The organism is Campylobacter sp. RM9331, from assembly GCF_020137685.1.
Taxonomy (GTDB): Bacteria; Campylobacterota; Campylobacteria; order Campylobacterales; family Campylobacteraceae; genus Campylobacter_E.
The window spans coordinates 126,938-146,481 of sequence record NZ_JACGBA010000002.1; the positions used below are offsets into that span (position 1 = coordinate 126,938).

Here is a 19,544-nt window from a genome sequence, read left to right on the forward strand (position 1 = left end):
CCTACCTTTGAATGAAATTTACAATTTCTTTTTTTATATCTTCAATGTCAAGTTGTAAAAGATTATTATTTAATTCATAAGCTCTTTTTGGCATTCCATAAACTATGCAAGATTTTTCACTCTCGCCTATACACTTAGCGCCTTTTTTGTATAGTTCAAATAAGCCTTTAGCACCATCATCTCCAATTCCTGTTAATAATATTGCTAGTATTTCATAGTCTTTTGTAAGTTTTGAAGCACTATTAAACAATAAATCTACATTAGGACAAAATGGAAAAACTCCATTATTAAAATTAGCCCTTAGATTTGAAAATAACTCCGTATTGTATTGGCAAATATATATTTTTTTATCATCTAAAAAACAAGGATTTTCTAATAACGCAACATCGCTTAAACATTCTTTATCAAGTTGATGTGCGTAACTTGGTAAAAAATTTGCTTGCATATGTTGAGCAATAACTATTGTTGTATTTACAAGTTTTAAATCTTGAATTAAATACTTAATCTGACTAGGACCACCTGTGCTAGCACCTATTAAAATTACTTTTCGCATCCATAATTCCTTATATAAAATAACCAATAAAAAGCACCTATTATAAAGCAACTTCCAATTAATATTGTAATATAAAAAGTGCCAACTTTATTATCAAATAACCAACCAGTTAGTAAAGTAATTGCTAATGAAAAGCTCATATAAATCATATCAACATAAGCAATCACTCTGCCATAATATTCTTTATCGCAATTGTTTTGAATTGCTGTATAAGTATAAGACCATATCGTGCTAGTAAAAAATCCAGCAAATATTAAACCTATAAAAGATACCCAGAAATTAAATTGAAGTAAAGCCCAAGTAATAATCCCTAAGCCTTGTAAAATAAAAAAATAAAATAATCTTTTGTGATTTACGACTTTACTTAAAATTAAAGGTCCAACCACTAAAGATAAAGCTCTAATTGCATTACTAAGTCCTATTATTAAACCTGTGCTTAGAATTTCTTTTAGAAAATATACTTTATTTAAATAATCATATCCAGCTAAAAAATTAATCAAAGCATCATAAGCTGTAAATCCTATAAAGGCGTGTAATAGTATTAAATGTAATATTTTTTTATTTCCTAGTAAATAAAACAAACCTTCTTTAGCCATTTTTGTGATATTTTTGAAATAAAATTTTTCATTTTTTACTTCTATTTTTATAAAAAATAATAATGTAATTCCAATTAAAAATAAAAAACAATCAAGCAAAAAGGCATTATAAACCCCAAAATAATGTATAAACATACCAGCAACTGCCATTCCTGTAGTGTATGAAATAGCCCAAACTACTGAAAATAACTCATTTGCTAGCTTTAATCTGTCTTTATCAAAAATATGTGGCAATAAACTCATTTCAGTTTGAAAATATAAACTTGCAACCGCAAGTCTTATAAAAATTAGTAAAAATAGTATAAAAATATAACTAGCGTCTTTTATAAAAATTAGTAAAAATACTGAAAACAATTCAATGATAATTGATAATAATAAAAGTTTTTTAGACTTAAAACTATCAATTATAATTCCACTAATTGGTGCCATTAAAATAGTAGGCAAAAATGCAAATACAGCAGAAAAAGATATAGCCCATTTTTTCATACTTTCGTGATTTATTTCAGAGCCTAAAATATTCCAACTAAACTTGCTAAAATCAAATTCAATTAGCATAGTATAAACACCAATTTGTGAAAACCAAGCCCCAAAATAAGTTATGAATTGAACTAGGATAAGAATTTTAAAAGTCTTACTATATTTTAATAATTCAAGATAATTTTTCAATTTATTTCTCCAGCATAACAACAGCCATTGCAATCCCTGCATCGTGGCTAATACTAAGATGAGCTGATTTTACTCCAAATTTATTAAAAATTTTTTCACTAAATAAAATACTAGGTCTATTTTGATTATTTTTTATAATTTCTATATCCATAAAAGAGCAATCTTTACTAATTCCACAGCCTAAAGCTTTACTAGCTGCTTCTTTTGCTGCGTAATAACCTGCAATAGAATTTGAATTAGAACTTAGAGTTTTTAATTCGTTTTCGGTAAGGATTTTTTTTAAGAATTTAATTTGAGATTTAGCTAGAATTTTCTCAACTCTAGCAATCTCAACAATATCACAACCAATCATCAAGTAATCACAAAATCAGTAAAATAAATATTTTTGATAAAGCCATCATTTAATACTTCATTAATTTTATTGATAATTTCTTCTTTTAATCTTTCTTTGCCTTTTCCTGTGCTTATTTCTTCTACACTTTTTGAGCTTAGAGTTTCTATTATTTTATCTTTAATAATAGGTATTTTTTTATCAAGTTCTGGTGTTAGTGTTTCTATATTTTGCTCTAATTCAATTTTGCATTTTAAATATTTAGTCCCACTATCGCTTACTAAATTCACGGTAAAGCCATCTAATGGATAAATAACACCAACATCAGCTGACATTTCGTTCTTTTTCTTAGCAGGTTTTTTTTCAACTTGCTCGGTTTTTACACTTTCATCAGCCTTTTCTTCATCGCCACTTCCCATTAATAAAAATATAACTAAACCGCCTATGATTAATACAACAAGTAATAAAACGGTTACTAAAATTAAAACCAAACTAGAACCTTTTGATTTTGGTGCTACAACTTCTTCGTTTTCTGCCATTTATTAACCTTTTTTGATAAATATTTTAAAAATTGAGATTTTAGCAAAAATAAATTAAAGAAGGGATAAAATGAAAAAAATACTAGCTATTTTGATAGTAATAATTATAGGCATATTTAGTTTTGCATATTTTAGTAATGATGAAACTAATAATAATTTTAGAATTATTAAACCAAAAAGAATGGATTTATCAATTAATGTTGAAGCAGTAGGCAAGGCTTATTCTCCTTCTTTGGTAAATGTTGCGACTTTAGCAAATGGAGAAATTAAAGAATTTCGTGTAAAGCTAGGAGATAAGCTTAAAAAAGGCGATATTATTGCTATTTTAGATGATGAAAAAGCTAAGAATGATTTGGCTATAGAAAAAAGTAAATTAATTAGTTTAAATGATGAAGAAGAAGCAGCTAGAGTATATTTAAACGAATTATATGTAAAACTTCAAACTCAAGAAAAGTTATTAAGTAAGGGTGCTAGCTCTAAAGAAAATTATTTAAACGCAAAAACTAATTATTACAACGCAAAAGCAAAACTTAGCTCAATAAAAGCTCAAATAATTCAAACAAATGCAAATATTTCTACTATGCAAGAAAGTTTAGATGAAACAATAGTAAAAGCTCCTATTGATGGTAGTGTAATAGGTGTTTATGCTAGTTTAGGTCAGACAATTAACTCAAAGCAAAGCTCACCAACACTAATTAAATTAGCTAATTTAGATGAGATGGAAGTAAGAATGCAAATAGCACAAAATGATGTTAGCTTATTAAAAGTAGGGCAAAAAATCACATATACTCCATTAAGTGATGGGGCTAGCACTAAAGAAGCTAGCATAAATAGTATTGATAGTGCTGATGTTAGTGTTATTGATAATGCTACTTCAAGTGGGGCTGTTTATTATTATGCTAGATATTTTGTAAATAATAACCCTGAATTAAAAATAGGAATAGATGTTCAAAATACCATAGAAATTGATAAGGTAGTAAATGCTTTAACTTTACCTATTAATTATATTAATAAAGACAATCAAGGCTATTTTGTAAATATTAAAGATAATAGTGAGATAGGCTATAAAAAAGCATATATAACCTTAGGTAAGAGCGATAATTTTAATATAGAAATTACAAGTGGCTTAAATGATGATGATGAAGTGGTAATAACTAATGATAAAGATAAGCAATCTAAATAAATTTTACGGCTCAACTCAAGTATTAAAAGATATAAATATTGAGATAAAAAAAGGCGAGTTTGTAATATTATTAGGCAAAAGTGGTTCAGGAAAAAGCACCTTGCTTAATATGATAGGCTTAATTGATGAGCCAAGTAGTGGAGAATATATATTTTATGATAAGAATTTGTATTCTTTAAATAGTGAAGAAAAATCAGCCTTTAGAAGAGATAATTTAGGTTTTATATTTCAAAGATACAATTTAATGCCCTTACAAAGTGTATTAGAAAATGTAATAATGGGAGCTTTATATGCTAAGAAAAACAAACAAACTAGTATTCAAAAAGCTAAAAAATTATTAGAAAAATTAGAACTTAGCGAACATACTCATAAAAAAGCAGCACATTTAAGTGGTGGTCAGCAACAGCGTGTAAGTGTGGCAAGAGCACTTATAAATGATGCAAATTTTATATTAGCAGATGAGCCAACAGGAGCGCTTGATAGTGCAAATGGAATAAAGCTTATGCAAATTCTAAAGGAGCTAAATGAAAACGGAGTTGGGGTTATTTTAGTAACTCACGATGAGAGTTTATGTAAATACGCAACTAGAATTATCAAAATGAAAGATGGAGTTATCATTAGCGATGAAAATGTCAAAGAATTTAAAACAAGCAATTTAAATGAAGATAATTTAAATAAAGCTAATTTTAAAGATAGATTTATAGCTAGTTTTAGCTTTTTTTCTCAAAATGTAAAACTTGCATTAAATAATCTAATCACAAATAAATTAAGGTCATTTCTTACTATGCTAGGGCTTATAATCGCTACTGCTTCAGTAATTTCAACGATAGCTTTAGGAAATGGTGGAAAAGCTGATATTTTAGAAGAGATAAAATCACTTGGGACAAATACAATTATAGTTCATAAAGGCTCAAGATTTGGAGATAGGAATGCAGGTAGGATTAAGGATTTAACATACCAAGATTTAGAGCTTATTAAAAGGCTTGATTTTGTAAAAGAAGTTGGGGTTGAGAGTGGTTTAAGTGGTGCTTATATTACTTATTTAAAAAACGAAGTAGATACTGATGCTACAGGGGTTTTTGCGAATTTTTTACAAATTAGTGCTAAGGAGATGAAAGAAGGTAGATTTTTTACCGAGCAAGAAGAACAAGACGCTAAGAATGTATGTGTAATTAGTGAGAATTTAGCTAAAACTTTATTTAAAATAGAAAGTCCATTAAATAAAATAATATATCTAAAAGGTCAGCCATTAAGAGTAATTGGAGTTCTTAAAAAAGATAAAAATGAGCGAGATGGTTTTGATATTAGAGTTTATGTTCCAAATAGCACAATTAGCAATAAATTTGATGGTAATAAACATATTAGGCGTATTGTCGTATTGCTTAAAGATGATGTAAATAGCGAATTAGCTGATAATAGCATTAAACAGATTTTAGAGATTAAAAAGGGTGCTAATTCAATTTTGACCTTTAATCAAGACGCTATTAAAAAAAGTATAGAAAGCACTACAAATACACTTAGTTTAATGATTTTTGGTATTGCATTTATTGCTATGATTGTTGGTGGAATTGGCGTTATGAATATTATGCTTGTCGTTGTAAAAGAGCGAACGAAAGAAATAGGGGTAAAACTTGCAATCGGAGCAAGTCCATCTTATATTAGCACGGGGTTTTTGATTGAATCGGTTGTGCTTTGTAGCGTGGCTGCTAGTATTGGTGTAATGATTGCTTTAATGCTTGTTTATGGCATTAATTTACTTGACGCTCCTATTAAAATGATAGTTGATTTTGATGCTATTATGTTAGGGTTTTTAAGTAGCACTTTAGTTGGTTTATTTTTTGGATATTTTCCTGCTAAACAAGCTAGTAAGCTAATCCCTGCAGTTGCTTTAACTGATGATTGATTAATTTGGAAAAACTTAAATTAATAAAGTTTTTCCTTTTTATTTTATATAAAATCATAAGCAACTAATGAATGTGTAGTTTTAAATAATTTTAGGAATTTACAAAATTTAAAGACTAAATTAATATATTAAAATCCTAATTTAAATTCTAAAATATTTCACACTACTAATTAACCTTATTATAAATTTTTATTTTTTATCTTTTACAAGAATTTAAATTAGGAATTTAAGATATTTTCAAAGTATTTAACATAAAACACAAGATAAATTTAATAATTATTTTTAAATTTATATTTGCTATAATTAATCTTATTTTTTATTAAGGTTGAGTATGCAAGTAAATCAAACAAAATATTTAAAAATCATTTTTAAAAAAATAATAACTTTTATCTTTACTATATTTTTTCTTATTATCGGAAGTTTTTATGCAATTATAAGCGAAGTTCAAAAAGAAACTTTTGACATACAATATAGCAAAAATCCAGAAGCTTCTGCTAAATTTGCAAATGCAATGGAATATAGAATTATTATTGAATCATTACATAAATATTTGAATTATGATAATTTTATAATGATATTTCTTATAAATCAAATGAATGATAAATTTAAAGAAGGTAAAGAGCTTTTACCAAAAGATAGCATAGAAGACATTTTATGGTGGATGATTTTAAATAGAAATATGTTTTTTAAAAGTGATGATTTATCGTATGCTAAGTATGTTACAAATACTTATAAAGATGAATTTTTTAATGAGATTTATTCAATGATCGAACGCTTACCATATGGAAAAAATTATTTTGATAATATTGAACTAAACCAAAATCGCTTTGCAACCATGTTAAGGCTTGTTTCAATATATACAGATTTAGATATTGATAGATTTATATATTATTTAAAAGAAGAATCAAATAAACATGATGAAATATATAAGCATTTAGACATGGCTTATAAAAGATACTTTGATTCGCAAAAGTCAAAGGAATATTTTTATTATATATATATAAATACAGTGATTATGCTTCATGCTAAAGACATATATTTAAATTTACAAGGTGATGAAAATGGAAAAATGATTGAACCAGCAATAATCCCACAAGATTTATGTTATAAAAAAGATATATTTGAAATATACGATAATTTTCAAAAAATTATTGATTATGTAAAAACTACAAAAAATTATTCTAGTTCTTTATCTGGAACAAGTTTAGAAATATTAGGAGTTTTAGAAAATTCCTGCCCTAATGAAAAAGAATTAAGAAAAAAAATACAAGCAGAGATTGATGAAATTAATAAAAATAAAAAAGGAGTTGTAAATGCTAAATGAAGATTATTAAATTCTAAAATATTTTACACCACTAATTAACCTTATTATAAATTTTTATTTTTTATCTTTTACAAGAATTTAAATTAGGAATTTGAAATTAAATAAAAAATATTTTTTAATATTATTTATTATAAAAAGTAACATATATTAATAATTTTATGGATTTTTATTTTTATTTCATATAATTAATCTTATTAAAAACAAAGGATAAATTTGAATATAGATAATTTAAAAGATTATAAAATAAAAAACGATTATTTATATAGTTTAGAGCTTATTAGATTTATTATTGAAATTTTTTTGACTTTTATTGCGTTTTATACACTTTATAAAAGTATAGATAACTTAATCATGCTATATAATAGACCAACACCAAGAATGTCGGATTTGTGGTGGATAAAAAGGATGGATGAAGCAATACTTCATAGTATATTTTTTATTATATTCTTTTTAAACCTTAGACAAATAAAAAGGCTTAGATTTGTTAAAAATAATGATTTTTATATTAGCGTAGATAATGAAAAGATATATTTTGAAACATATACAATAGATAAAGAAGGTCTTTTTGGTATAGCAAAGAGCTATAAGAAAGTAACCGCAACGATAAATAAAAGTGATATAGTTTTTAGATTGCAATCTAAACGACCTGCTTTAGCTTATTCATATATATTTGATAAAGATTCTTTTAATACTAAAGAAATGGAAGGAAAAAGTTTGAGCTATAAGCTAGATTACCCACTAGGTAAAATAATATTCTTTCCTGTGTTTTTTGCACTTTGTATATTAGATATTTTATCAAGCTATTTAGCACTATTTTTCTTAAATGGTAAAAACTTAAAAACTTACACAATATATCAAACTAAAACCAAGCTGGTTTCATTGCCTTTTGTTGATGATTTATCGGTTTATTTTTTATACACAGAGTTTAGACAAAAGTATTCTGCAATGAGTAAAGGTGGCTATGAAATGGAAGCAAAAGAAGAAGCACAACCACTAGGCGAAAAATATATAGCAAAACAACAAAAGAAAATTGAAAAGATTTTAAGTGAAAAGATAATAAATGTTTGATTTTAGCAAAAGAGATTTTGGTGATTATATTAATTAAACTTTTGTTATCTATATTTTAAAAGAATTTGAATTAGTGATTTTAAATTAAATTAAAAAATATTTTTTAATATTATTTATTACGAAAAGTAACATAATTTTAATAATTATTTTTAAAGGTAGGATATGAATGAGTTTTTAATATATCTAGCATATTTTTTAGATAATTTACATGACTTAGCTGGTGGGATTATTAGTATTTTAATTCCTATAGATTATGTGCCATTGTTTATTACCTATCCTATGCTTTTTGCCCTTACATTTTTTATAGGATTAAAGCTCTATCCTAGATTTATAAAAGTTTTATATGTTGTATTTTTTTATTTAGATTTTAGTGTTGAAATTAGCAACCATGATTCTGTTGGAGCAATATTGTTTTTTCAAATAATTTTCCCTTTTATATTGTATTATCCTATTAAATCAATTTATGAATTTATAATGAGACAAAATCAAAAATTTATTAAAGGTATATTCTATTTTTTCTCATTTTTAATGATTAGTTTTTATAGTGTATTTTTGGTAAATTATTTTAATTTACAACAAAGCCCAAGACACGAAGTAACAGAACTTAAAAAACCAAATACCTTATTATTAAGCACAATTAAAAAGCAAAACTATACGATAGATGGTAAGTTTTTTAAAAGTGTAAATTTAATAGTTGATAAAGAAGTGCAATTATATGAAGATTATCATGAAAAAAGTTTTGAAGAAGAAGCTTCAGAATTACCAACTAGACTTAGTAAAGATAAGCTAATAAATTATGATATTTATGGTTATTTTGTGGATTGTAGTTACGCAAAATCATATATGTCTTTTAGAGGACTAAAAATCCCAGAGCATCCTGATTTTGATAGAATTTCTAATTCTTTTGCTAGGTTATTTGTTGATAATTATTATCTTAAATTAGGTAATTACGATAATAATAGAGGTAGTTGTTCTAATGATGTTTATCAAAATTATTTCAATAAATTAAAAGGAGAATTAAAATGAAAACAAGTTATAATGAATTGTTAAAATATGCAGTTTTATCTGATATAGTTTATGATGATTAAAAAATGATAATAATAAAATATATTCAAATTTATTAAAATCCTAATTCAAATTCCATTAATTTTTTAAAGAATTTGAACTAGGAATAAAGATTTAAAATAAAGCTTCTTCCATTTCGCTAGGCTTATTTAAATTTAGTATTTTTAGCACGCTAGCTGCAATATTTGCTAATGAGCCATCTTTTAAATTACTATCTTTATGATAATTATAAAGCCAGCAACCAACATCATAAGTTGTATGATTGGTTAAAATATTGCCATTTAAATCTTTCATATCTTCGCAGTTTCCATGATCTGAAGTTAGTAGCATAGCATAATTATTTTCTTTACAAGCTTTAATGATTTTGCCTAAGCATTCATCAACGCACTCAACCGCTTTAATACAAGCTTCATAATTTCCTGTATGACCTACCATATCGCCATTTGCAAAATTAACTACTATAAAATCAAAACCATCATTCATAGCCTTAATTACTTCATCACAAACTAAATAAGCACTCATTTGCGGTAATTCATCATAGCTCTTTACTTTTGGGCTTGGGATTAATACACGCTTTTCATTAAGAAATTCTTTCTCTACCCCGCCATTAAAGAAAAAGCTAACATGGGCATATTTTTCTGTTTCTGCTGTGTGAAATTGCCTTAAATTATTTTTGCTTAAGACTTCAGCTAAGGTGTTTTTAATATCAATTTTTGGAAAAATCACGCCTAAGTCAAGTTTTTCATCATATTCACACATACACAAAACTTGATTTTTACTTAAACGATTTTTCAGCTCACTTGCAATTTGCCTTGCTCTATCGCTTCTATAATTAATGATAATAACTCCATCATCTTTACCAATGCCATCAAAACCAAGATTAAGTGGCTTAAAAAACTCATCATAAATTTTATTCTCATAATTATCGTTTATGTATTGTTCTAAATCACTTTTATTTGCTTTACTAAAAAGCATATTTATATATTCATTTGTTCTATCTAAGTTATTATCCCTATCCATAGCATAAAATCTACCTGAAATACTGCTTGGAGTTATAAAACTTGGATTATTTTTTATAAAATCTTTAAAAGAATTTGGTTTAACATCTCTTCCATCACTTATTAAGTGCATAAAAATATTATTATTAACGCTTGCAATTTTAGCAATTTCGTTAAAGTGAATATAACTTGAATGCACTCCACCATCGCTATATAAACCTATTATATGAATATTTTTATATTTTTTCAAAAAGTCTTTTAAAATACTAATATTTTCTAAGCTTTTATCTTTAATAGCGTTATCAATTCTAACTAGGTTTTGATAAATAACCCTACCGCTTCCAATACTCATATGTCCTACTTCACTATTTCCCATTTGACCATCTGGAAGACCTACTGCATTGCCACTTGTTTTAAGTCTTGAAAATTTTGCATTTTGGTTTAAAAAATCATAATTTGGTTTTTTTGCGTGATAAAAAGAATTGTATTCTAATCTATCGTTTAATCCGATACCATCGGTAATTACTAATATACATTTTTGCATTTTTACTCCTTTAAGTATAATTTAAGAGTTGATAGTAAGTGGTTAAACTCTATTAAGCTTAACTAGCTAATATTACTCAAAAATTTTTATTATTATAGGATTAAAAGATGAAGAATTATTACGACATATTAGGCGTTAAAAAAGACGCAAGTACTGACACAATAAAAAAAGCATATAGAAGTTTAGCTAGAAAATATCATCCTGATGTGAATAAAGACAAGGGTGCTGAAGAAAAATTTAAAGAAATTACTGAAGCTTACGAAGTGTTAAGCGATGAAGATAAAAGAAGAGCTTATGATAATCCTTCTTTTGGTGGATTTGATGGCTTTAATTTTAATTCAAGCGGTTTTAGTGGTGGATTTGAGGATATATTTTCTCATTTTGGTTTTGGAGCAGGGCAAAGTAGGTCTTATAATAAACCAGCTCAAGTTGAGTTAAAAATAAGCTTTTTAGAATCTGTTTTAGGAACTACTAGAAGTATTAATGTAAGGGGAGTTAGTTTTGATGTAGAGATTAAATCAGGCGTATTAAACAATCAAGAAATAACTATGCAAAAAGACAATCTAACATTAAAAGCAACTGTTAAAATAGAGCATTCAAAAGAGTATGAGCGTGATGGAGATGACTTGACAAAAGAACTTGAAATTCCTTTAAAAATAGCTTTATTTGGTGGTAAAGTTGAGTTTGATACTCCAAAAGAGCAAGGCTTAAAAGTAACTTTAAAAGAAAATGTAAAAAATGGTGGATTAATCCGTGTTAAAGGTAGGGGAATTTATAATTCATATTCTAAAAATCAAGGGGATTTATTCTTAAGAGCTAAGGTGGTTTTACCTGATATTAATACGCTTGATGATAAGTTGGTTAAAGCTTTAAAAGATTATTTGTAAAAAGGAGGAAATATGCACTATGATGAACCGGTATTTTTAATTTCTGTAGTATCAAAGCAATTAAATATTCATCCACAAACTCTAAGACAATATGAAAGAGAAGGCTTGATTGAGCCTAATAGAACCTGTGGAAAGGTTAGAATGTATTCGCAAAGAGATGTAGATAGAATTAAATTAATCTTAAGATTTACAAGGGATTTGGGGGTAAATTTAGCTGGAGTTAGCATTATTTTAGAGCTTAAAAGCCAAATAGCAGATTATGAAGAAATGCTAAGTGGTTTAAAAGAAAAGCCTAAGAAAAACGCCTTAATTAAACAAAATCAAAAATACGATGTGATATTTTATGATGATAAAGGTAGTAGCTAATGCAAGAGTTCTTAGAAATATTTTTAATTACAAGTGCTATTGCGATTATTTTAAATGTAGTGCTTAAAAAATTTAGCATACCAACAATTATTGGTTATATTGCAACTGGCTTTATTATTGAAGAAGTATTTTTTGTAACTACTTCAGAACAATTAAGCCACATTGCAGAATTTGGAATAGTATTTTTAATGTTTACCATAGGACTTGAGTTCTCTATCAAACACCTTTTAACTATGAAAACCGATGTATTTATAAATGGTGCTTTACAGATGGGAATATGTGGAATTGTGTTTGCAGTAATTTTGCACCACGCATTTAATATAGCTGATGATATTGCTTTAATTATTGGCTTTACAATTTCACTTTCATCAACTGCAATAGTTCTAAAAATACTAAATGAAAATCAAGACATAAATCAGCGATATGGAAGAAAAGCTTTAGGAATATTATTATTTCAAGATATTGCAGTAATTCCACTATTATTGATGATTGATATTTTCAATCAAGATGGAGTTGCAATTAGCACTTTAGTTGTTAAGACTTTAATATCAGCTTTTATTGTGCTTTTATTATTATTTTTGATTGGAAAATATATTTATAGCAGGGTGCTTTATTTTGTATTAAAAACAAATTCTCAAGAAATATTCATAGCAACGATACTTTTCACTGTCGTTGGTGCTTCGTTTTTAGCTTCATTTTTTGGGTTTTCATATTCACTTGGTGCATTTATTGCAGGAATGATGATAGCAGAAACTGAATTTAAACACCAAATAGAAGCTGACTTAATCCCGTTTAGAGATTTGTTATTAGGATTTTTTTTCATAACCGTTGGGCTTCAAATTAATATAAATATTATCATTCAGTATTGGTATATAATAATTGCACTTACAATTGGTATTATGCTAATTAAGACTTTATGTATATTTTTATTATTAAGTCTTAAAAGCACTAAAAGTGATTCGTTAAAAACTGCATTAAGCGTTAGTCAGATTGGAGAATTTGCTTTAGCGATATTTACTTTATTGGTTGCAAATAAAATGCTAGATACAAATACAGCTCAAATGCTTACTTTATCAGTAATTTTAAGTATGGTTTTATCTCCTTTTATTTTAAAAAATATAAAATCTCTTGCAAGTATTACTAATGATGAGATAATTACCGTAGCTCCTAAGATTGAATCAATGAGCGGACATTTTGTAATATTTGGATATGGCTCACTTGGTCAAGAAGTTGTGCTAAGATTAAAAACTCAAGGCATTCCTTATATCGTGCTAGAAAATGATATGAGTTTAGTTGAGCTTGGACAAAGTAGGGGAGAAAATGTTTTTTATGCTAGTGCAGAGCAAAATACAAGTTTTGATAATGCTAGTATTAAAACAAGTGCAGCAGTAATCGTTACTATTTCAAACGAACAAGTCTTAGAAGTAGTTAGTAAAAAAATACTTGATTATGACCCAAATGCTAATGTAATCATTAGAATAAATAAAGATGAATATAAAATATTTGAAGATTTAGGCGACAATATCAAAATGGTAAAAGAAGAAAAAGTGGTTGCAAGAACACTTTTACAAGAAGCATTAGTTTGCAGAATAAAACAACAATCTTAAAGGAAAAATATGAAAATAGCTACTAGAAAATCATTACTTGCTTTATGGCAAAGCGAATTTGTAAAGGCGAAATTACAAGAAATTGAGCCTAGTTTAAATATAGAATTATTAGAGCTTAGCACTAAAGGAGATGTTATTTTAGATACTCCTTTAGCAAAAATTGGTGGGAAGAATTTGTTTATTAAAGAATTAGAAAACGCAATGCACGATGGGCTTGCACAAATTAGCGTTCATTCTTTAAAAGATGTTGGGGCAAGTTTGGCGTATGATTTTAAACTTGCTAGTATTTGCAAAAGAGAAACTCCTAATGATGTTGTGGTTTTTCGTGGAAATGAAAAATCATTAAATGAACTAAAACAAGGTGCAAAAATCGGCACAACAAGTCTTCGCCGCCAAATGCAATTAAGATTAATTAGAGATGATTTTTCTATTCATTCATTAAGGGGAAATCTACAAACTAGACTTAAAAAATTAAAAGATGGCGAATTTGATGCGATAGTTTTAGCTTATGCAGGACTTAAGAGATTAAATCTTTTAGATGAGTTAAATTATGAGATTTTAGATACAAAAATTATGATACCTTCAGCAGGTCAAGGTGCTGTTGCGATTGAGAGTATTAATGATGAAAAGGTGTTAAATCTTGTATCTAAATTAAATTGCCCTAAAACAGCATTATTATGCAAAATTGAGCGTGATTTTACTGCTACTTTAAATGGTGGTTGTGGTGCTCCAATAGGAATTAATGCAGCTTTTATTGATGATGAGATTATTTGCGTAAATGCGATTATTGGCTTAATTGATGCTAGTAAAATTATAAAAATGCAAAGAAAGATTAATCAAGCAAATGCAAGTGATTTTGGGGTAGTTTTAGCAAAAGAATTTATAAAACACGGAGCTTTAGAAATTCTAGCTGAAAATGAAGAATTATTAAAAGAAATGCTATGAAAAATTATATAGAAAAATTAAAAAAAGAAAATCTTTTAAAGATTATAAATACACCTTTAGATGTTGAGTTAGAAATCGCTCATTTAGCTTATTTAGAAGCTAAAAAGAGTGATTCAAAAGTTTTGTTATTTACAAATCCAAAAAAAGGCAATATAAATTATGATATGCCAATTATTATGAATGTTTTTGCAAATAGCAAAGCACTTAATTTGGTTTTAGGTAAAAATCCTGATGAGATTGCAGATGAGATTGAGAGCTTATTAAAGCTACATATTCCACCTACATTTGGTGCTAAATTAAACCTTGCAAATAAATTATTTTCTTTAAAAAATATAGCTCCAAAAAGAGAAATAAACAAAAACGCACCTTGTAAGCAAAAAACATATTCTCTAAATCAAATTCCAATCCTTAAAACTTGGGAAAAAGATGCAGGTGCATTTATTACGATGGGTCAGGTTTATACTCAAAGTCTTGATGGTAAGCAAAATAATTTAGGAATGTATCGTTTGCAAGTATTAGATGAAGGGCATTTAATAATGCACTTTCAACTTCATAAAGATGCTAATAATTTCTTTTACGAATATAAAGCCGCAAATAAAAAAATGCCAATAGCTATTGCAATAGGCGATGACCCACTTCATATATTTTGCGCTCAAGCACCATTGCCTAAAGGTATATTTGAATTAATGCTTTATGGATTTATTAAAAAACAAGGAGCAAAATTAGTTAAATGTGATACTAATGATTTGTATGTTCCAAGTAATAGTGATTTTGTAATAGAAGGCGAAATTGATGTGAATCATTTTGCTATTGAAGGTCCATTTGGCGATCATACGGGATTTTATACTCCGCAAGGTAATTTTCCTGTTATGAAAATTACAAAAATTACAGGCAAAAATGAACCAATTTATAATGCAACCGTAGTTGGTAAACCACCTTTAGAAGATAAATGGATGGGGTATGGAACAGAGAGAATATTTTTACCATTACTTAAGACAACTTGCCCTGATTTGATTGATTATTGTATGCCTGAAAATGGTGTTTTTCATAATCTAATTTTAGCTAAAGTAAAAAGCAATTATGATGGCTTAGCATTAGCTAATATGCACGCATTTTGGGGAGTAGGGCAGATGAGTTTTGTAAAAAATGCTATTTTTGTAGATGAGAATGCACCTAATCTAAATGATTATCCTAAAATTACAGAATATATTTTAAATAATTTCTCTCCTAAAAAATTATTATTAAGCTATGGATTATGCGATGAACTAGATCATTCTAGCACTAAATTAGGTATGGGTGGTAAGTTAGGGCTTGACGCTACTTCAAAATCTACTTATAAAGCTCATACCTTTAAAGTAGAAAAACAAGAAATGGATAAAACAAGTTTTAAACCAAATCTTAAAAATTTATTAGATGATTTAAAAGAATTTGGTTTATACGAATACAACATTTTCTATCCTGAAGCAAAAACACAAATTACTTGTATAAGCTTAGATAGAAAGCATAATTTAGACACTATTTATAATGCTTGTAAAAATAACTTAGGTGGGATTGTTGTTTTATTTGATAAAGGAGTTAATTTAAATAATCCTTATATGTTAATTTGGAGAGCGTTTAATAATTACGACCCTAGCACTGATATTAAAATAGATGATAATGGGATTTTGGTTGCAGCGTATTCAAAAGGCGAAATAGATGGCTATTTAAGCAAATGGCCTAGCACAACTGATTGCAATAAAGATGTAATAAATAAATTAATAGATTTAAAATTATTAGAAAATGATGAAAAATTTTTCAAAAGCTATGAAGTTTTTTAAACTTTAGCCGATTTAGAAAAAAGCTTATTAAAAGGAGATAGTAATGGAGATTTTTAAAGCAGCGAGTTCTCAATATGATACTCAACTAAAAGCAAGTGCAGAAACAACTAAAATGCGCCCAGTTGAGCAAACTCATATTGAAACAAATTCAGGTAAGCAAAAAAATGAAGAAATAAACAAGGAAATAACAAAAGAAAAGCTTGATGAATCTATTAAAAAATTAAATGAAAATATGGAAGAGTTACAAACTGATGTAAGATTTGGTTATAACGATAAAATCAATCAAATGTATGTAGATGTAATAGCTACAAAATCAGGTCAAATTATTCGTAAAATTCCAAATGAAGAAGTAATTAAGCTTAGTGAAAGTATGAAAGAAGCAATAGGAATTATTTTTGATAAAAAAAGTTAATTGCTTTAAAGAATTTAAAAGGAGTTAAATATGGGAACAGGTTTAGGATTAATAGCAGGAGCTAATAAATTTCAATTTAAAGAAAAATATGACGCTTTAAAAGCAAACGAGCAAAAATCTTTATTAGCAATACCTAATAAAAAACTATCTGATACACAAGCAAAGCAAAAGGATTTAACAGATTTAACAACACTTTTAGGCAGTTTTAAAGGTGATATATCTTCTTTAGTAGAAGGAGAAGCATTTTCTAAAAGTAAAGTAGATGCTACAGGTGAGAGTGCTAGTATGACTACTACTAAGGGTGTTAAAGTAAGTGATTTTGACATTAATGTTAAGCAACTTGCTACAAAAGATGCTTATCAGACTAATTCTTTTTCTAGCGAAACTTATGGCATATTTAACGATGTTGGTATTATTAAAAGTGATGGTCAAAAAGAAATGCTAAAAGAAGCAGAGTTTAAAATCACTGTAAATAAGCAAACATTTACTATTAAGGTAAATTCAGGGGATTCTTTACAAACTTTAAATGACAAAATTCTATCAGCTACAAATGAAAATAATAAAAAATTAAGCGATTTTGTAAGCACTAAGGTTTTAGATACAGGTCATGATAATTATAGGCTTATGATTACAAGTAAAGAAGCAGGAATTGATAATGAAATAGTATTTGGAAGTGCTTTTAAACTTGACGACCCTAATACAGCAGAGTTTTCAAAAGCAGTTCTTAAAAAGCTTGGTTTATTAGACGCTGCAAATGCTAGTGCTGCTAAAACAGAGCTTAAAAAAGCTAACGAGCAATTAGACGCATCTAAAGTTATTTTAGGTGGTAGTGGATACTTAGAAAATATTCAAAAACAAGTTTCTGAATTAGCTCAAGAAAAAGAATTAAAATATAAAGCTTATACAAGTGATTCTAGTAATCCTGATAATATTGTTGAAACTGAAATAACTTTTAAAATTAATAAAGATACAGATTTATCTAAATTAAGTGCTGATCAAAGAAAAGCAGTTTTTGCCGAATTTAAAGATAAAAATGATATGACTCAACAAACAAAAAACTGGGTTGAATATATTAAAAATACCGGAGAAGAATTAAATATTTCATACAAAGATAGTGCTACTAATCAAACAAAAGCAGTTAGTATAAATAAAGCTACTGATTTCAGTAAGTTAAGTGAAGATGAAAAGAAAGGAATTCAAGAATTTTTTGAAACTTCTAGGGAGAATTATTTTATAAATGAATTAGATGTAAAAGCTGCTCAAACTAAGTATGATGGAATTGATGCAAAATCAAATCATGTTCAAACAGCGCAAGATGCTAAGTTTATTTATGAAGGTATTGAGATTAGCAGAAGCACAAATACCATTGATGATTTAATAATTGGAGCAAAAATTTCTCTTAAAAAAGAAGGTATTACCAACTTTAAAGTAAGTGATGATTTAGATTCTTTAACAGAGCATTTAACTACTTTTACAACGAATTATAATTCTATAGTTAATTCTCTTGCTACCTCAACAGGTTTTGATAAAGAGAAAAAAACAGCAGGAAGTTTGCAAGGAATTAGCGAAGTAAGTAAGCTAAAAACAATGTTATCATCAATGATTACTAAGACTGATTCAAATGGAATTAGTTTATCTGGTATGGGGTTTGAGCTTAATGAAAAAGGAATTTTAACTTTTAAAAAATCAAAATTTGAAGAAGCTTATAAGAAAAATAGCGAAGGAATTAAAAATTTCTTACAAGGTAGCGTAAAATACCAAGAATTAAGCACTACAAGTAAGACAATTAGTCAAAAAGTAGCTTTAGCTGAAGGGGATTTGAAGATAAATGGTAAGGAAATTACCTTTAAAAAAGAATTCCTAGATAAGTTAAATGAAAAAGATAGCAAAGTAACTCAAGAAGAGTATATAAATAAATTAATTGAAGCTATTAATGATGCGAAAATAGATGGCGTAACGGCTAAATTAGGTAAAGAAAATAATATTATTATTACAAGTGATGGAAAAAATGCGCTTGAAATAGGTGGTTCTAGCGAGAAGTTATTACAACTTGGTTTAGAAGAAAAAACAATGAGAACTATTAAAACAGAGCAAACAGGAGTGTTTAGAACATTTAAAGATACTTTAGATAGTATGGTAGGCACTGATGGAACTCTTACTAAATATAATAAAAATTTAGAAGATGATGTTAAGAAGCTAAATGAAGAAATCAAAAAAACCAATGAAGAAATTGAGAAAAGATATGAGATTTTAGCTACTAGACTAAGTATGTATGATGTTATTTTAAATAAGCTTGATAATCAAAGCCAAACGATTACAGCTTTAACAAATGCAGCATTTGCTAATAAATAAGGAATATAAATGGTAAGTAATGCTTATGCGAGTTATTCTCATAACAATATTTCAATTGAGAGTAATGAGAAAATGATTGAGCTTTTATACGAGGGCATACTTAGGTTTTGCTCTCGTGCCAAAAAAGCCATAGAAAAAAACGATATAGAAGCCAAATGTAAAAATATTAAAAAAGCCACAGCAATTTTTGTTGAGCTATTAAATTATTTAGACTTTAGTCAAGGCGATGTTAGTTATTATTTACAAGGGCTTTATTCTCATCAAATTAGCACACTTAGTAAGGTAATAATTGATAGTGATACTGCTAAATTAGATGAAGTTATGAAAGTTGCTAATGGTTTACTTGAAGCTTGGCGTGAAGTAAATCAAATGGAACTTTAAAATCAAT

18 protein-coding genes are annotated in these 19,544 nt (G+C 27.2%); 13 read left to right on the forward strand and 5 right to left on the reverse strand.

The window, feature by feature from the left end; translation table 11 throughout:
- Position 1: 1 nt before the first annotated feature.
- The 4 genes from AVBRAN9331_RS01590 to fliL are packed head-to-tail and all read right to left on the reverse strand — an operon-like array spanning position 2 to position 2,685.
- The gene (locus AVBRAN9331_RS01590; RefSeq protein ID WP_214120045.1) at positions 2-553 is read right to left on the reverse strand and encodes a CheB methylesterase domain-containing protein; all 552 of its coding nucleotides are present in this window, start codon (positions 551-553) and stop codon (positions 2-4) included.
- Positions 541-1,815 carry an MFS transporter gene (locus tag AVBRAN9331_RS01595; protein ID WP_250325857.1) on the reverse strand — a complete coding sequence of 425 codons (1,275 nt, stop codon included), beginning with the start codon at positions 1,813-1,815 and terminating at the stop codon, positions 541-543. Before AVBRAN9331_RS01595 ends, AVBRAN9331_RS01590 begins: the two co-directional genes overlap by 13 nt.
- 1 nt (position 1,816) lies before the next feature.
- Positions 1,817-2,167: a holo-ACP synthase gene (gene acpS / locus AVBRAN9331_RS01600; protein ID WP_214116738.1), complete on the reverse strand. Its 351-nt coding sequence runs from the start codon at positions 2,165-2,167 to the stop codon at positions 1,817-1,819.
- A complete protein-coding gene (fliL, locus tag AVBRAN9331_RS01605) occupies positions 2,167-2,685 on the reverse strand; it encodes a flagellar basal body-associated protein FliL (protein ID WP_214116740.1) in 519 nt (172 codons plus the stop codon). The genes acpS and fliL overlap by 1 nt, the downstream gene beginning before the upstream one ends.
- Before the next feature lie 70 nt (positions 2,686-2,755).
- On the opposite strand from fliL, the gene AVBRAN9331_RS01610 reads away from it, so the two are divergent.
- The 5 genes from AVBRAN9331_RS01610 to AVBRAN9331_RS01630 all read left to right on the forward strand — a co-directional run bounded on the left by AVBRAN9331_RS01610 (position 2,756) and on the right by AVBRAN9331_RS01630 (position 9,189).
- The gene (locus tag AVBRAN9331_RS01610; RefSeq protein ID WP_239802718.1) at positions 2,756-3,868 is read left to right on the forward strand and encodes an efflux RND transporter periplasmic adaptor subunit; all 1,113 of its coding nucleotides are present in this window, start codon (positions 2,756-2,758) and stop codon (positions 3,866-3,868) included.
- Complete coding sequence (locus AVBRAN9331_RS01615; protein WP_214120042.1) at positions 3,843-5,771, forward strand: ABC transporter permease; 1,929 nt, start codon at positions 3,843-3,845, stop codon at positions 5,769-5,771. The genes AVBRAN9331_RS01610 and AVBRAN9331_RS01615 overlap by 26 nt, the downstream gene beginning before the upstream one ends.
- A 331-nt stretch (positions 5,772-6,102) precedes the next feature.
- Positions 6,103-7,095, forward strand: coding sequence for a hypothetical protein (locus tag AVBRAN9331_RS01620; RefSeq protein ID WP_336608086.1), 993 nt, complete (start codon positions 6,103-6,105; stop codon positions 7,093-7,095).
- A gap of 213 nt (positions 7,096-7,308) precedes the next feature.
- Positions 7,309-8,163, forward strand: a complete 855-nt coding sequence (locus AVBRAN9331_RS01625; RefSeq protein ID WP_336612286.1) for a hypothetical protein — start codon at positions 7,309-7,311, stop codon at positions 8,161-8,163.
- Positions 8,164-8,325: 162 nt separating this feature from the next.
- Positions 8,326-9,189 carry a hypothetical protein gene (locus AVBRAN9331_RS01630; RefSeq protein WP_336612287.1) on the forward strand — a complete coding sequence of 288 codons (864 nt, stop codon included), beginning with the start codon at positions 8,326-8,328 and terminating at the stop codon, positions 9,187-9,189.
- Between the two features lie 153 nt (positions 9,190-9,342).
- Here the strand turns inward: AVBRAN9331_RS01630 and gpmI are convergent, their stop codons facing one another.
- Positions 9,343-10,770 carry a 2,3-bisphosphoglycerate-independent phosphoglycerate mutase gene (gpmI, locus tag AVBRAN9331_RS01635; RefSeq protein ID WP_214119979.1) on the reverse strand — a complete coding sequence of 476 codons (1,428 nt, stop codon included), beginning with the start codon at positions 10,768-10,770 and terminating at the stop codon, positions 9,343-9,345.
- 107 nt (positions 10,771-10,877) lie between these two features.
- Here gpmI and AVBRAN9331_RS01640 point away from each other — a divergent pair, with 107 nt between their 5' ends.
- From AVBRAN9331_RS01640 to fliS, 8 genes are read left to right on the forward strand one after another with little or no spacing between them, the layout of a single operon-like run.
- Positions 10,878-11,657 (forward strand): DnaJ domain-containing protein, encoded by a 780-nt coding sequence (locus AVBRAN9331_RS01640; RefSeq protein ID WP_214116752.1) that lies wholly within the window; start codon positions 10,878-10,880, stop codon positions 11,655-11,657.
- A 12-nt stretch (positions 11,658-11,669) separates the two neighbouring features.
- Positions 11,670-12,023, forward strand: coding sequence for a heat shock protein transcriptional repressor HspR (locus AVBRAN9331_RS01645; protein ID WP_214116754.1), 354 nt, complete (start codon positions 11,670-11,672; stop codon positions 12,021-12,023).
- A complete protein-coding gene (locus AVBRAN9331_RS01650; RefSeq protein WP_214116756.1) occupies positions 12,023-13,630 on the forward strand; it encodes a cation:proton antiporter domain-containing protein in 1,608 nt (535 codons plus the stop codon). The genes AVBRAN9331_RS01645 and AVBRAN9331_RS01650 overlap by 1 nt, the downstream gene beginning before the upstream one ends.
- A 9-nt stretch (positions 13,631-13,639) precedes the next feature.
- Positions 13,640-14,575 carry a hydroxymethylbilane synthase gene (hemC, locus tag AVBRAN9331_RS01655; RefSeq protein WP_214116758.1) on the forward strand — a complete coding sequence of 312 codons (936 nt, stop codon included), beginning with the start codon at positions 13,640-13,642 and terminating at the stop codon, positions 14,573-14,575.
- The gene (locus AVBRAN9331_RS01660; protein ID WP_336612288.1) at positions 14,572-16,392 is read left to right on the forward strand and encodes a menaquinone biosynthesis decarboxylase; all 1,821 of its coding nucleotides are present in this window, start codon (positions 14,572-14,574) and stop codon (positions 16,390-16,392) included. Before hemC ends, AVBRAN9331_RS01660 begins: the two co-directional genes overlap by 4 nt.
- A 43-nt stretch (positions 16,393-16,435) precedes the next feature.
- Positions 16,436-16,804, forward strand: a complete 369-nt coding sequence (locus AVBRAN9331_RS01665; RefSeq protein ID WP_214116763.1) for a flagellar protein FlaG — start codon at positions 16,436-16,438, stop codon at positions 16,802-16,804.
- A gap of 30 nt (positions 16,805-16,834) precedes the next feature.
- Positions 16,835-19,156: a flagellar filament capping protein FliD gene (fliD, locus tag AVBRAN9331_RS01670; RefSeq protein WP_336612289.1), complete on the forward strand. Its 2,322-nt coding sequence runs from the start codon at positions 16,835-16,837 to the stop codon at positions 19,154-19,156.
- 9 nt (positions 19,157-19,165) lie between these two features.
- A complete protein-coding gene (gene fliS, locus AVBRAN9331_RS01675; protein ID WP_214116767.1) occupies positions 19,166-19,537 on the forward strand; it encodes a flagellar export chaperone FliS in 372 nt (123 codons plus the stop codon).
- Positions 19,538-19,544 lie beyond the last annotated feature (7 nt).